Origin of the sequence: Pantoea sp. GD03673, assembly GCF_029844725.1 — a bacterium.
Lineage (GTDB): Bacteria > Pseudomonadota > Gammaproteobacteria > Enterobacterales > Enterobacteriaceae > Pantoea.
Genome location: NZ_JAOCKJ010000005.1, coordinates 184305 through 197771, shown reverse-complemented (window position 1 = coordinate 197771; position 13467 = coordinate 184305). Strand labels below are relative to the sequence as shown.

General features: G+C 58.4%; 14 protein-coding genes. 7 read left to right on the top strand and 7 right to left on the bottom strand.

Annotated elements, in window-relative coordinates; translation table 11 throughout:
- Window positions 1–3: 3 nt before the first annotated feature.
- The 3 genes from N5J69_RS11295 to fepD are packed head-to-tail and all read right to left on the bottom strand — an operon-like array spanning window position 4 to window position 2758.
- The gene (locus N5J69_RS11295; protein ID WP_279770351.1) at window positions 4–795 is read right to left on the bottom strand and encodes an ATP-binding cassette domain-containing protein; all 792 of its coding nucleotides are present in this window, start codon (window positions 793–795) and stop codon (window positions 4–6) included.
- Complete coding sequence (gene fepG, locus N5J69_RS11290; RefSeq protein ID WP_279770349.1) at window positions 792–1772, bottom strand: iron-enterobactin ABC transporter permease; 981 nt, start codon at window positions 1770–1772, stop codon at window positions 792–794. Before fepG ends, N5J69_RS11295 begins: the two co-directional genes overlap by 4 nt.
- Window positions 1769–2758, bottom strand: coding sequence for a Fe(3+)-siderophore ABC transporter permease (fepD, locus tag N5J69_RS11285; protein ID WP_279770348.1), 990 nt, complete (start codon window positions 2756–2758; stop codon window positions 1769–1771). Before fepD ends, fepG begins: the two co-directional genes overlap by 4 nt.
- A gap of 147 nt (window positions 2759–2905) precedes the next feature.
- On the opposite strand from fepD, the gene entS reads away from it, so the two are divergent.
- Window positions 2906–4150 (top strand): enterobactin transporter EntS, encoded by a 1245-nt coding sequence (gene entS / locus N5J69_RS11280; RefSeq protein ID WP_279770346.1) that lies wholly within the window; start codon window positions 2906–2908, stop codon window positions 4148–4150.
- Here entS and fepB read toward each other — a convergent pair.
- A complete protein-coding gene (fepB, locus tag N5J69_RS11275; protein ID WP_279770344.1) occupies window positions 4145–5113 on the bottom strand; it encodes a Fe2+-enterobactin ABC transporter substrate-binding protein in 969 nt (322 codons plus the stop codon). The two genes, entS and fepB, sit on opposite strands and share 6 nt — an antisense overlap.
- Before the next feature lie 176 nt (window positions 5114–5289).
- Between fepB and N5J69_RS11270 the strand changes: the two genes are divergently transcribed.
- Genes N5J69_RS11270 through N5J69_RS11250 form a run of 5 tightly spaced genes read left to right on the top strand, consistent with a single transcriptional unit; the run spans window position 5290 to window position 10146 of the window.
- Complete coding sequence (locus N5J69_RS11270; protein WP_279770343.1) at window positions 5290–6468, top strand: isochorismate synthase; 1179 nt, start codon at window positions 5290–5292, stop codon at window positions 6466–6468.
- Between the two features lie 10 nt (window positions 6469–6478).
- The gene (locus N5J69_RS11265; protein WP_279770340.1) at window positions 6479–8095 is read left to right on the top strand and encodes a (2,3-dihydroxybenzoyl)adenylate synthase; all 1617 of its coding nucleotides are present in this window, start codon (window positions 6479–6481) and stop codon (window positions 8093–8095) included.
- Window positions 8096–8114: 19 nt separating this feature from the next.
- Window positions 8115–8969 carry an isochorismatase family protein gene (locus tag N5J69_RS11260; RefSeq protein WP_279770338.1) on the top strand — a complete coding sequence of 285 codons (855 nt, stop codon included), beginning with the start codon at window positions 8115–8117 and terminating at the stop codon, window positions 8967–8969.
- The gene (dhbA, locus tag N5J69_RS11255) at window positions 8966–9724 is read left to right on the top strand and encodes a 2,3-dihydro-2,3-dihydroxybenzoate dehydrogenase (RefSeq protein ID WP_279770336.1); all 759 of its coding nucleotides are present in this window, start codon (window positions 8966–8968) and stop codon (window positions 9722–9724) included. The genes N5J69_RS11260 and dhbA overlap by 4 nt, the downstream gene beginning before the upstream one ends.
- 2 nt (window positions 9725–9726) lie before the next feature.
- Window positions 9727–10146 carry a hotdog fold thioesterase gene (locus N5J69_RS11250; RefSeq protein ID WP_279770661.1) on the top strand — a complete coding sequence of 140 codons (420 nt, stop codon included), beginning with the start codon at window positions 9727–9729 and terminating at the stop codon, window positions 10144–10146.
- A gap of 72 nt (window positions 10147–10218) precedes the next feature.
- On the opposite strand, the gene cgtA is transcribed toward N5J69_RS11250, so the two are convergent.
- From cgtA to rplU, 3 genes are all read right to left on the bottom strand, one after another.
- On the bottom strand, window positions 10219–11391 hold the full coding sequence (cgtA, locus tag N5J69_RS11245) for an Obg family GTPase CgtA (RefSeq protein WP_279770334.1): 1173 nt from the start codon (window positions 11389–11391) through the stop codon (window positions 10219–10221).
- 242 nt (window positions 11392–11633) lie between these two features.
- The gene (gene rpmA, locus N5J69_RS11240; protein ID WP_003851093.1) at window positions 11634–11891 is read right to left on the bottom strand and encodes a 50S ribosomal protein L27; all 258 of its coding nucleotides are present in this window, start codon (window positions 11889–11891) and stop codon (window positions 11634–11636) included.
- Between the two features lie 15 nt (window positions 11892–11906).
- Window positions 11907–12218, bottom strand: coding sequence for a 50S ribosomal protein L21 (gene rplU / locus N5J69_RS11235; RefSeq protein ID WP_008925416.1), 312 nt, complete (start codon window positions 12216–12218; stop codon window positions 11907–11909).
- A gap of 256 nt (window positions 12219–12474) precedes the next feature.
- Here rplU and ispB point away from each other — a divergent pair, with 256 nt between their 5' ends.
- Window positions 12475–13446 (top strand): octaprenyl diphosphate synthase, encoded by a 972-nt coding sequence (gene ispB / locus N5J69_RS11230; protein ID WP_008925415.1) that lies wholly within the window; start codon window positions 12475–12477, stop codon window positions 13444–13446.
- Window positions 13447–13467: the final 21 nt, after the last annotated feature.

Sequence of the window (13467 nt, the reverse complement as noted above, 5' to 3'; positions counted from 1 at the left end):
AGGTCAGCCTCTTCCCAGCGGCACAATCATCGGCGTACCGGCTACCGGATCGTTGATGATGATGCAGCGCAGGCCATAGATCGCCGCGATCAGTTCCGGCGTCACAATCTCCGCCGGTTTCCCTTCGGCAACGATTTTTCCATCGCGCATTGCGATCAGGTGGCTGGCGTAGCGGCACGCCTGGTTAAGATCGTGCAGCACGACCACCAGCGTTCGGCCATGCTGCTGATTGAGATCCTGCATTAATTCCAGCAGCTCAATTTGATGGGCGATATCCAGCCAGGTGGTCGGTTCATCCAGCAGCAGGAGTGGCGTCTGCTGAGCCAGCACCATCGCAATCCATACCCGCTGCCGCTGACCGCCAGAGAGCGTATCAACCTGCTGCTGCGCTAAATCGGCCACGCCAGTGGCCTGCATCGCCTGCTGAACCGCCGCCTCATCTTCCTGTCGCCAGCGCCCAAACAACGACTGGTGCGGATAACGTCCGCGCGCCACCAGTTCACTGACGCTGATACCCGCTGGCGCGTTCGAGCTTTGCGGCAGCAGCCCCAGTCGCCGTGCCACTTCTTTGGTGGCGTAATGAGCAATCGTATTGCCATCCAGCAGCACCTCGCCCTGCAGCGGCGAGACCAGACGGCTTAAGGTACGCAGAAGCGTTGATTTTCCGCAGGCGTTGGGGCCAATGATCACGGTCAGTTCACCGTCGGGGATCGTCACAGAGAGGTTCTCCGCCACGATTTTTTTGTCATAACCCAGCGTCAGCGCGTCGCCCTGCAAACGTGTTTTCACTTTCATTGGCGTCGTGCCTCCCGCACCAGTAGCGCAATCAGATAGAGTCCGCCCAGGCTGACCGTAATCACGCCAACCGGCAGCCGATAAGGCAGGAAAACGTGCTGTGCCGCGTAATCTGCGGCGGTTAACAGCACCGCACCGCATAAGGCAGCCAGCGGCAGTGCACCTTTGATGCCACCACTGAGCCGCCGGGCAATCTGGGGTGCCAGCAACGCAATAAAGGAGATGGGGCCGACCAGCGCCGTAGAGGCGGCGGTGAGGATAACGCCCGTCAGCATCAGCATGACGCGGCTGCGCTCAACCGGGACGCCCAGCGCGCAGGCCGTGTCGTCACCCATCTCCAGCAGTCGCATGCGGCGGGCCAGCATACCTGTTGCCAGCAGCGCCAGCAGCAGCACGGTTATCACCGGCGTGGTTTTTGCCCAGGTAATGCCGTTCAGTGAACCGGCGCTCCAGAGCCCGGCGCTCAGAGCCGCCTCCAGTGAAGCACTGATAATCAGCCAGCTGTTCAGCGCCATCAGCAGTGCCCGTACGCTGATGCCCACAATAATCAGTCGGAAAGTCTCCACGCCGTTGCGCCAGCTGAACAGCCAGACCACACCCGCCGTGAGTAACCCGCCAAGCAGCGCCGCCAGCGTCATCCCTTCCATGTTTTGCTGGAAGATGACCAGCGCCACCAGTACACCGCTGTAAGCGCCGGTGTTGAAACCCAGAATATCGGGACTGCCCAGCGGATTGCGCAGCAGCGACTGAAAAATCGCCCCGCTGACGCCCAGTGCGGCACCAATCAGCAGCGCCATCATGACGCGCGGCAGACGCCACTCCAGCACAATCAGCTGAACATTGCGCGCCGCCTCGCCGTTGAAAAGTGCCCATAACTGGCTGGCAGAGATCGGTAAAGTGCCGCGCGTGATGCCCAGGAAAGCCAGCCCCCCGCAGGCCATCAGCAGCAGCAGCGTATTGATCATCACCCGGTTCATATCTGCCCTCTTCCCAGCTTACGGCGCACCAGCACAATCAGCATCGGTGCGCCGAGAATGGCCGTGACAATAGACACGCGCAGTTCACCCGGCACCAGCAGCCGGCCCAGAATATCGGCGGCCAGCAGCAGACAGGGAGTGATCAGGAGGGTTCCCGGCAGCATCCAGCGATGGTCGTTTCCCAGCAGCCAGCGGGCCAGGTGCGGCGTCATTAAACCGACAAAGGCTATGGGGCCGACAGCGGCCGTCGCCGCGCCGCTCAGCAGCGCAATCGCCAGCAATCCCACCAGTTGAGTTCGCCTTACCCGCGTGCCCAGCGCGGTCGCCATCTCCCCGCCCATGCTCAGGCTGTTGAGCGAACGTGCCAGTAGCAGCGCCAGCAGGCTGCCCGCCACGACCGCCGGAAAGACGGTGCGCAGAATGGCAAAATTGCGGATATCCAGCGAGCCGCTGTGCCAGAAACGCAGATGATCGTAAATGTCAGGATTAAGCAGCGACAGGCCGGACGTTAAACCTTCCAGCACCGCCCCCAGCGCCACGCCAGCCAGAGTCAGACGCACCGGATTCACGCGACCGCCGCCGATCGCGCCAGTCAGCGCCACCAGCAGCGACGCCAGCAGTGCGCCTGTAAAAGCAAAACCCAGCCATTCCGCAGGGGAATCTGCGCCCGAAAGGGCAATGCCAGTCACCACGGCAAACCCCGCCCCGGCATTCACGCCGAGAATGCCAGGATCGGCCAGAGGATTGCGCGTCAGGCTCTGCATCAGCGCGCCCGCCAGGCCTAAACTGATCCCGGCCAGCAGTCCCGCCAGGGTTCGCGGCAGCCGGGCATCGCGCACGATCACGCAATCGACGCGGCTGCAGTCAGAGAGTAAGGCATGAGTGACATCATGAAAGGGGACAGGTCTGGCACCCAGCATCAGGCTGAGCGCGATAAGCAACAATAGCAGCATCCCTGAACCGGCTATTGCACGGAGTTGACGCATAACGTTTAAACCTTCACGAATTCAATGTAACCCGCAATTGCGAGTGTGTATGATAATGATACTTGTTATCGTTATTAACGCTGTTTTGTATGTTACCATGACTCTCAGAGTCAATGATGAGGAAAATGGGTACAAAGAGCCGACGTTATGAACAACCCCTCTCGCTTTATCGATCTCAGTCTGCTGAAAACCCACCCCGCCTTTCGCGCCATATTTATCGCCCGCTTTATATCGATTGTTGCACTCGGCATGCTGGCGGTGGCGGTACCGGTTCAGATTCAGCAGCTGACGCAATCACCGCTGCTGGTGGGACTGGCGGTAACCCTGGCCGGTGCCGGGATGTTTACTGGCCTGCTGACCGGCGGCGTGCTGGCCGATCGCTATGAGCGCCGTCGCCTGATTCTGTTTGCCCGATCCACCTGTGGTCTGGGCTTTGTTGCGTTGTGCATCAACGCCCTGCTCCCTTCACCGTCAGTCACTGCCGTCTTTGTACTGGGACTCTGGGATGGCTTTTTCGGTGCGATAGGCGTCACGGCGCTGCTGGCTGCCACCCCGGCGCTGGTCGGGCGTGAAAATCTGATGAAGGCGGGTGCAATTACCATGCTGACGGTGCGCTTTGGCGCGATTCTTTCACCCGCCATTGCGGGGGTGGTGATTGCACAGGGCGGTGTGGCATGGAACTACGGGCTGGCCGCGTTCGGCACGCTGCTGACGGTGTTAACCCTGCTGCGGTTGCCCCTGCTTGCGCCACCGCCGCAACCGCGTGAACATCCACTGAAGGCGCTAAGCAGCGGCATCCGCTTTCTGTTTGATACCCCGATTGTCGGCATGGCGGCAGTGGTCGGCGCGCTGGTGACGTTAGCCAGCGCGGTGCGCGTGCTCTATCCGGCGCTGGCACCGCACTGGCAGGTCGGACTTACAGAGCTGGGGCTGATGTATGCCGCCGTGCCGCTGGGTGCGGCGACGGGCGCGCTGACCAGCGGACGGCTGGCTCAGTCGCCGCAGCCGGGTCGCCTGATACTGGTCAGTGCCATCGCCGCATTCGTTGCACTGGCGCTGTTCAGCCTGATGCCGTGGTTCAGCCTGAGTCTGGTCTGTCTGGCAGCCTTTGGTTATTTCAGTGCCATCAGCAGTCTGGTGCAATACGCGATGATCCAGACGCTGACGCCTGATGCGCTGCTTGGCAGGATCAACAGTCTCTGGACAGCGCAGAATGTCACCGGTGATGCGATAGGTGCAGCGATGATTGGCGCGATGGGTTCACTGCTGTTACCGCAGCAGGCGGCCGCCCTCTCTGGTCTGGCAGCCACCGTGCTGGGTCTTATCATGTGGCTGCTGATGGCACGTCTGCGACGCTATCAACCGCCTGCCCCCGCCGAAGCCGCATCATGATTTAACGAAAAGCGTCTCCAGCCGCGTCAGCACATTACTGGCGCTGTAATAATCGAGACGGAAGCTATCGGCCCCCAGCGCATAGACCGCTTTAGCACGCACCGCCGGCGTTTGCGCCAGGAAAGGATTGCGCATCACCTGCGCAGCGGTGTTATCTTCGGCGGCAAACAGCAGATAAGTCTGACCATTCAGGCCCGTCACCAGATTTTCGCCTGACAGCTGAAGAATATCCTTACGCTGTCCCATGCTGTGACCGGCCTGAAGCGTAGCCGGTGGCGTTGCCAGCGTGAAGCCCAGCTGCTGCAGCAATTTCCCCTGCGCTGACGCATCTGTCCAGAGATTCACAGCCCGGCCATCCCCGTTCCACACCATCGCGGAAACCGGCTGCGGAGGCAGGGTCATCTTTGCCCTGAGCGCTTTTTCGCGCACGTCGAACTCGCTTATCCGGGCAGCGGCGTCGGCTTCATGCCCGGTCGCCTCGCCCAGCAGCGTCACCAGCTGCTGCCAGCTTTTGTCGTCGTAGTTGACCACCAGCACCGGCGCAATCGCCGAAAGCTGGTCGGCCAGTTTGATCGCCGAATCATTCCCGGTGGCGCTGACCACAATCAGATCTGGCGCTTCCGCAGCAATCGCCTCTGCATTGGGTTCACCAATATAGAGCCGCTTTACGCCGCGTTGTTTCGCCACATCCCCCCACTGCCGGAAGAATCCCTGCTCATCAGCCAGACGGCTGCCAGGTGCGGTTGCGCCGCTGGCGACGACCGGCGCATTAATGGCCAGCAGCGATCCGGTCAGTGTGACACTGGTCGAAACGATGCGCATCGGTGCCTGGGTCAGCGTGACATGCCCCGTTGTCCCGGTGACGGTTCGCGGCCAGCCGGTCTGTGCAACAGCGGTCACGCTGAACAGGGTGATACTCAGTAAGAACAGCGCTAACGCCGACGTTACGCCATGTTTATTCATACATTTTCATCCACTTTGTCGCCGCTAATGTTAGCGGCTATTTGTGCTGATTTAACCCACAAAGGCAGCCGAATCACCGCGTATTTATTGACACGTCTGGCTAATCAACGTAGGTTACTGCAACATAATACAAATGATAATCATTATTAGTTATCTTATCATTTATAGGTGAAATTATGGTGGAATCGCTGGCATTTGAACATCCCCTGCTGCAGGATTTTCCGGCACTCTGCCGTGGCTTCCTGTTTACCTCTCCCTGGCGAAGCCTGACGACTCAGGGCTGTTTCACAACCCTCACGACCCCGGTAAACCAGGGTGAGCAGCTGACCGGAGCGTTTCAGCAAGACCTGCAGCACCATTTTGCCTCGGCCAGAAAGCAGGGCATCGCCCATCCTGTTCTGGTGGGCGCGATCCCGTTCGATGTGGATCAGCCCGCAGCGCTGTTCATCCCTGAGTCGTATCAGACCTTTAACCGTGACGACCTGAAAGCCCGCGCCTCATCGGCTGAAGCCGATCTGCCAAAGGTTCGTCGCCGCACGGCGTTGCCGGATCATGACACTTTCACTGACATGGTTGCGCAGGCCGTAGCGGCCACGCAGCGCGGCAATCCGGATAAAGTGGTGCTGTCGCGGCTGATGGAGATCGTGGCGGAACAGCCCGTCGATACCGCCCCCCTGATGCAGCGCATCGTGGCGCAAAACCCTGACAGCTATCACTTTCATCTGCCGCTGCCCGATGGCGGTGCGCTGGTGGGGGCCAGCCCTGAACTGATGATCCGTAAGCAGGGCGGCCAGTTCAGCTCCTGCCCGCTGGCCGGTTCAGCGCCGCGCAACAGCGATCCGCTGCGAGACAGGGCCGCAGGCGACAGCCTGATGCAGTCGGCCAAAGATCGTTATGAACATAAGCTGGTGACGGATGCAATGCGCATGACACTCCAGCCACGCAGTCGGCTGCTGTCCGTCCCCGAAACCCCTTCCCTGCTGACCACCGCAACGCTGTGGCACCTCGCCACGCAAATTCGGGGCGAGGTGCTGGACGACCGCGAAAATGCGCTGTCACTGGCCTGCCTGCTGCATCCGACACCGGCGCTCAGCGGCTTTCCGCATTCGCGCGCCCGGGCGCTGATTCAGCAACTTGAGCCCTTTGATCGTCAGCTGTTTGGCGGCATCGTCGGCTGGTGTGACGATCAGGGCAACGGCGAGTGGGTCGTCACCATTCGCTGCGGCACGGTGAATGGCCCGCGGGTGCGGCTGTTTGCGGGTGCGGGCATCGTGGCGGACTCACAACCTGAATCAGAATGGCGCGAAACCGGCGTCAAACTCGACACCATGCTTCGCGCTTTTGGATTGCAATAAAGGAACCTGTATGACAATTTCCTACAGCCGCTGGCCGGACGATCTGGCTGCGCGTTACCGTGAAAAAGGGTACTGGCTCGATCTGCCGATGACCGACATCCTGGAACGTCACCGCGACAGCGAGTGCGTGGCAGTAATTGATGGCGACCGGCAATTTTCCTATCGCCAGCTGGCCTCACTGAGTGACAATCTGGCCGCAGCATTGCAGCGTCGTGGCCTGAAGCCTGGCGATACCGCACTGGTACAGCTTGGCAACGTGGCGGAATTTTACCTGACGCTGTTTGCTCTGTTCAAAATCGGCGTTGCCCCGGTCAATGCCCTGTTCAGCCATCAGCGCACCGAGCTGGCCGCCTATGCCAGCCAGATCGCGCCGCGCCTGTTAATTGCCGATCGCAGCCACCCTCTGTTTGCCGATGACGCCTTTATTACGCAGCTTTGCCACGATCAACATTCACTCCAGCAGGTCATCCTGCGGAATGACGCACACGCGGAAAACGGTCTCGACGCCCTGCTGGCTGAACCCGCCGGTGACTTCATCGCAACCCCGACCGCAGGCGATGAAGTCGCCTTTTTCCAGCTGTCGGGCGGCAGCACCGGTACCCCGAAACTGATTCCGCGTACCCACAATGATTACTACTACAGCATCCGGGAAAGTGACGTGATCTGCAGTATTACCGCAGACACCCGTTACCTCATTGCCCTGCCCGCTGCGCATAACTTCCCGATGAGTTCGCCGGGGGCGCTGGGCGTTTTTTACGCGGGCGGACAGGTGATTTTAGCCGCCGATCCCAGCGCAACCCTCTGTTTCCCGCTGATTGAAAAACATCAGGTGACTGATACCGGACTGGTTCCGCCCGCCGTCAGTCTCTGGCTGCAGGCGATGCAGGAATGGGGCAGCAATACCGCACTGGCCTCACTGCAACGTATTCAGGTCGGCGGCGCAAAGCTGGGCGAAACGCTGGCTGCGCGCATCCAGAACGAGATCGGCTGTACCCTGCAGCAGGTGTTTGGTATGGCGGAAGGTCTGGTGAACTACACCCGACTGGATGACGATGAACAGACCATTCTCACCACGCAGGGACGCCCTGTCTCCCCGGATGACGAGGTCTGGGTCGCCGACGAGCAGGGAAATCCGCTGCCGGTCGGTGCCGTTGGTCGCCTGATGACACGCGGCCCTTATACGTTCCGTGGCTACTACAACAGCCCGGAACATAACGCCGCCAGCTTTGATGACCAGGGCTTTTACTGCTCTGGCGATCTGGTTGAGATCACCCCCGCTGGCAATATCATTGTGCAGGGCCGGGAGAAAGATCAGATCAACCGGGGCGGTGAAAAGATCGCAGCTGAAGAGATCGAAAACCTGCTGCAGCGCCATGCGGATGTGATTCACGCGGCGCTGGTCTCCATGCACGACGAGCTGATGGGTGAAAAGAGCTGTGCTTTTATTGTCACCCGGCAGCCGGTGAAACCGGTGGCGCTGCGTCGTCACCTGCGTGAACTGGGCGTTGCCGAGTTTAAGCTGCCCGACCGTATTACCTGCGTAGAGGCTCTGCCGCTGACTGCGGTCGGCAAGGTGGACAAAAAACGTCTGCGCCAACAACTTGCCGATCAACGCACTCAAGCCTGATCTGTCCGGAGATTTTTTAATGGCTATTCCACAACTGACCGCTTACCCGCTTCCTGACGCCTCCGAGCTGCCGAACAACAAGGTGAAATGGACGCTGGAGCCGGGCCGTGCTGCCCTGCTGATCCACGATATGCAGCGCTATTTTCTTAACTTCTGGGGCGATAACAGCCCGCTGGTTGAGCAGGTCGTCGATAACATTGTCCGCCTGCGTCACTACTGCAAAGCGAAGGGCATTCCGGTGTTTTACACCGCTCAGCCGAATGCACAGAGCGACGAAGACCGTGCGTTACTTAACGATATGTGGGGGCCGGGTCTGAATAAACACCCCGATCAGCAGAAGATCGTGGAGGCACTGGCACCGGATGAGCACGATCAGGTGCTGACCAAGTGGCGCTACAGTGCGTTTCACCGATCGCCGCTGGAGGCGATCCTTCAGGAGATGGGCCGCGATCAGCTGATCATCACCGGCGTCTATGCCCACATCGGCTGCCTGACCACCGCCACCGACGCGTTTATGCGTAATATCCAGCCGTTTATGGTGGCCGATGCGCTGGCTGACTTTAGCCGTGAAGAACATATGATGGCGCTGGCCTACACGGCGGGTCGCAGCGGAAAAGTGGTGATGACCGCCGATCTGATGCCTGTCCCCCTCAGTAAAGACGAATTGCGTGCGCTGATCCTGCCGCTGCTGGAAGATGATGAGGTACCGGAAGATGACGAAAATCTGATCGACTACGGTCTGGATTCGGTACGTGTGATGGCGCTGGCGGCACGCTGGCGTCAGGTCCATCGTGACATCGATTTTGTCAGTCTGGCAAAAAACCCGAGCATCGATGGCTGGTGGGCGCTGCTGTCGCGGGAGCCTGCGCAATGAGCCACGTATCCGACTTCAGCGGTAAAATCGTCTGGGTGACCGGTGCCGGTCAGGGCATTGGCTACCATACGGCACTGGCGTTTCACCAGGCTGGCGCGCAGGTCGAGGCCTTTGATCAGCGGTTTCAGGGTCATGACTATCCGTTTCCCTGTCACACCATGGATGTTGCCGATCCGGCGCAGGTAAAAACGATTTGTCAGCGGGTGCTCGCCGCCCAGCCGCGCATTGATGTGCTGGTCAACGCCGCCGGTATTCTGCGTATTGGTGCCACCGATGAGCTGTCGTTTGCTGACTGGCAGGCCTGCCTTAACGTTAATGCGGGCGGCGCGTTTAATCTGTTCCAGCAGACGCTGCCCCGCTTTCGCGAACAGCGCGCCGGTTCCATCGTCACCGTCGCGTCGAATTCGGCGCACGCCCCGCGTATCGGCATGTCCGCGTATGGGGCGTCAAAAGCGGCGCTGCGCAGCCTCTGTCTGACCGTGGGTCTGGAAATGGCACCTTACGGCGTGCGCTGTAATATTGTTTCGCCCGGCTCTACTGACACGGCGATGCAGCGCAGCCTGTGGCACACACCGACCGGCGAGCAGGAGATGATTGCGGGCTTCCCGGATCAGTTCAAGCTGGGTATTCCGCTGGGCAAAATCGCGCAGCCGCAGGAAATTGCGGCCACCGTCCTGTTTCTCGCATCCGATCTTGCCAGCCATGTGACGCTACAGGATATTGTGGTTGATGGTGGCGCAACGCTGGGAGCCTGATGATGACCGCGATCTGGAAACGATCCATTGATCTTCCCGCCCTGAACGCGCTGGGTGAGAACTCACTGGTCGCACATCTGGGGATCGTATTTACCCTTATCGGCGATGATTATCTGGAAGCGACGATGCCGGTCGATGCCCGTACGCAGCAGCCATTCGGGTTGCTGCATGGCGGCGCGTCCGTGGTGCTGGCAGAGTCGATGGGCTCAATTGCCGGCTACCTGGCCGTGGAAGAAGGCTGCAGTGTGGTCGGCGTCGACGTTAATGCCAGCCATCATCGTGCGGTATCGGCAGGTCTGGTGCGGGGAACGTGCCGTCCGCTGCATCTGGGTAAGCGCAGTCAGAGCTGGCATATAGAGATTCGCAACAGTCGGGATCAGCTGTGTTGCAGTGCGCGGCTGAGCGTAGCGGTGATGTGCTAACGGCAGAAAGAACGATGCCCCCTTTCAGGCCTGAAAGGGGGCATCACATATCACGCTGTAGCAGGCGCTTTGTTAACGCTGATAGATGATTTCAACGCCTTCGTCGTCTTCATCATCCCAGTCGTCGTCCCACTCTTCATCTTCTACTTCGACCGTGTTTTCAATGGTTTCTTTGTGGTAATCATCCCACATGAACTCCACTTTCTCCGGCTGCTTCTCTTCAAGCTCCGCTTCTTTCGGGTTGGCGTTGATGAAGCTCATCACGTCCCAGCAGAGTTCGTTGACGCCGGTACGGCTTGCGGCAGAAATCAGGTAATACTTATCTTCCCAGCCCAGCGCTTCAGCAACAGCTTTAGCCCGTGACTGTGCCTCTTCCTCACTGATCAGGTCGATCTTGTTGAAGACCAGCCAGCGTGGCTTGCTGAACAGCTTCTCGCTGTACTTTTCCAGCTCGCCGAGAATGATGCGGGCATTTTCAACCGGATCGCTCTCATCAATTGGGTCGATGTCGATCAGGTGCAGTAACACGCGGCAGCGCTCAAGGTGCTTCAGGAAGCGAATGCCGAGGCCTGCGCCCTCTGCTGCGCCTTCAATCAGGCCAGGGATATCGGCCACCACGAAGCTCTGCTCGCTGTCCATACGCACCACGCCCAGGCTTGGTACCAGGGTGGTAAACGGATAGTCTGCCACTTTAGGCTTGGCTGCCGATACGGCACGGATAAAGGTCGATTTACCGGCATTCGGTAAGCCCAGCATCCCGACATCTGCCAGCAGCATCAGCTCCAGCTGCAGGTCGCGCTTTTCACCCGGCGTACCCATGGTTTTCTGGCGCGGACTGCGGTTCACTGACGATTTGAAACGGGTGTTGCCCAGGCCATGCCAGCCGCCTTTGCCGACCATCAGTTTCTGGCCGTGGCGCGTCATATCGCCGAGTGTCTCACCGGTACCCTGATCGATAACCCGGGTGCCGACCGGCACTTTAACTTCGATATCTTTACCACGTTTACCGGTACAGTCGCGGCTCTGGCCGTTCTGCCCACGCTCAGCGCGGAAAGATTTTTCGAAGCGATAATCGATAAGGGTATTGAGGTTTTCATCAGCGATCAGATAAACGTCACCGCCGTCACCGCCATCACCCCCGTCAGGGCCGCCTCTCGGGATATATTTTTCGCGGCGGAAGCTGACGCAACCATTACCGCCATCACCGGCGACGACCAGAATTGTCGCTTCATCAACAAACTTCATTTTCAATCTCCGTCACACAATCGCCTGCAGCACTCTGCAGACGGGTCCGCCAGGGTCTTCTGCGCTGACCAGCGGCGGATAAATCAGGATTGGCTTTCGCCAGTGCGTACATAAAGTGTACAGCAAACTTTTGTGATGCGTCGCTTTTACCGCGACAGACCGCAGAATGTAAAAAGCCCCGCAGGAGCTGCGGGGCCTTCAATTCGTGCGTTCAGACGTTAAACGTCTGCGTCACGACAACCTTACTCAGCAACGATGCTGATGTATTTACGGTTGTTCGGACCTTTAACTTCGAACTGTACTTTACCGTCTGCGGTAGCAAACAGGGTGTGGTCACGACCACAACCTACATTGGTACCGGCGTGGAATTTGGTGCCACGCTGACGAACGATGATGCTACCTGCCAGAACAGATTCGCCACCGAAACGTTTTACACCCAGACGTTTTGCATTGGAGTCACGACCATTTCGAGTCGAACCACCAGCCTTTTTATGTGCCATTTGTCAGATCTCCTCTTACGCCGTGATACCAGTGATTTTCACATCAGTGAACCACTGGCGATGGCCTGCTTGCTTACGGTAGTGCTTACGACGACGAAACTTAACAATCTTAATTTTTTCGCCACGACCGTGAGCAACAACTTCTGCCTTGATCATTCCGCCTGAAACCAGTGGCGCGCCGATTTTCACGTCTTCGCCATTAGCAATCATCAGAACCTGGTCAAACTCAATCGTTTCACCGGTTGCGATGTCCAGCTTTTCCAGGCGAACGGTCTGACCTTCGCTTACTCGGTGTTGTTTACCACCACTTTGGAAAACCGCGTACATATAAAACTCCGCTTCTGCGCTTGCCTTTTAGTTCATCAGGCGGCGCGCTAAATATTCACAATAGGGCGCGAATTCTACGCAAAACTCCAGAAGAAGACAAGAGCACTTTGCACACTCTTGCAGAAAAAAAACACAGGCTGAATGCAACCGTTTCTCAGGCACAAAATTCAAGTACAATCAGTAACAGATTACCTGAACGCTGGCTGGGTAAACCACTTACCATGGCAGAGATAACGAGTCATAGCTGAAAAGACGAATGAACTTAGAACAGATTAATGAATTAACCGCACAGGATATGGCTGCCGTTAACCAGACCATCCTCGACCAGCTGAATTCAGATGTCTCGCTCATCAACCAGTTGGGCTACTACATCATCAGTGGTGGGGGCAAGCGTATCCGTCCCATGATTGCCGTGCTATCTGCACGTGCCATGGGCTACAAGGGCGACCTGCACGTGACCAATGCGGCGCTGATCGAATTTATCCACACCGCCACGCTGCTGCATGACGATGTCGTGGATGAATCCGATATGCGTCGTGGCAAAGCGACCGCAAACGCGGCGTTTGGCAATGCGGCAAGCGTGCTGGTCGGTGACTTTATTTACACCCGCGCCTTCCAGATGATGACCAGCATGGGGTCGCTGCGTATCCTGGCGCTGATGTCAGAGGCGGTAAACGTTATTGCTGAGGGCGAAGTGCTGCAGCTGATGAACGTTAACGATCCCGACATCACCGAAGAGAGCTACATGCGCGTGATTTACAGCAAGACCGCGCGCCTGTTTGAAGCGGCCTCGCAGGCCTCTGCAATACTGGCTGAAGCCACACCCGAAGAGGAAAAAGCGCTGCAGGATTATGGGCGTTATCTGGGTACTGCTTTCCAGTTAATTGACGATTTACTGGATTACAGCGCTGACGGTGAGACGCTGGGCAAAAATACCGGCGATGACCTGAGTGAAGGCAAGCCGACGCTGCCGCTGCTGCATGCCATGCAGCATGGCTCGCCTGAACAGGCGAAGATGATACGTGAAGCCATTGAGCAGGGAAATGGCCGTCATCTGCTGGAGCCAGTGCTGGAAGCGATGAATCAGTGTGGTTCACTGGAATGGACCCGCAGCCGCGCCGAACAGGAAGCGGATAAAGCGATTGAAGCCTTGCGGATTCTGCCCGAATCGCCCTGGCGCAGCGCGCTGGAGTCGCTTGCGCATATGTCAGTTCAGCGCGACTTCTGATCCCTCACGGAGCCTTTCTGG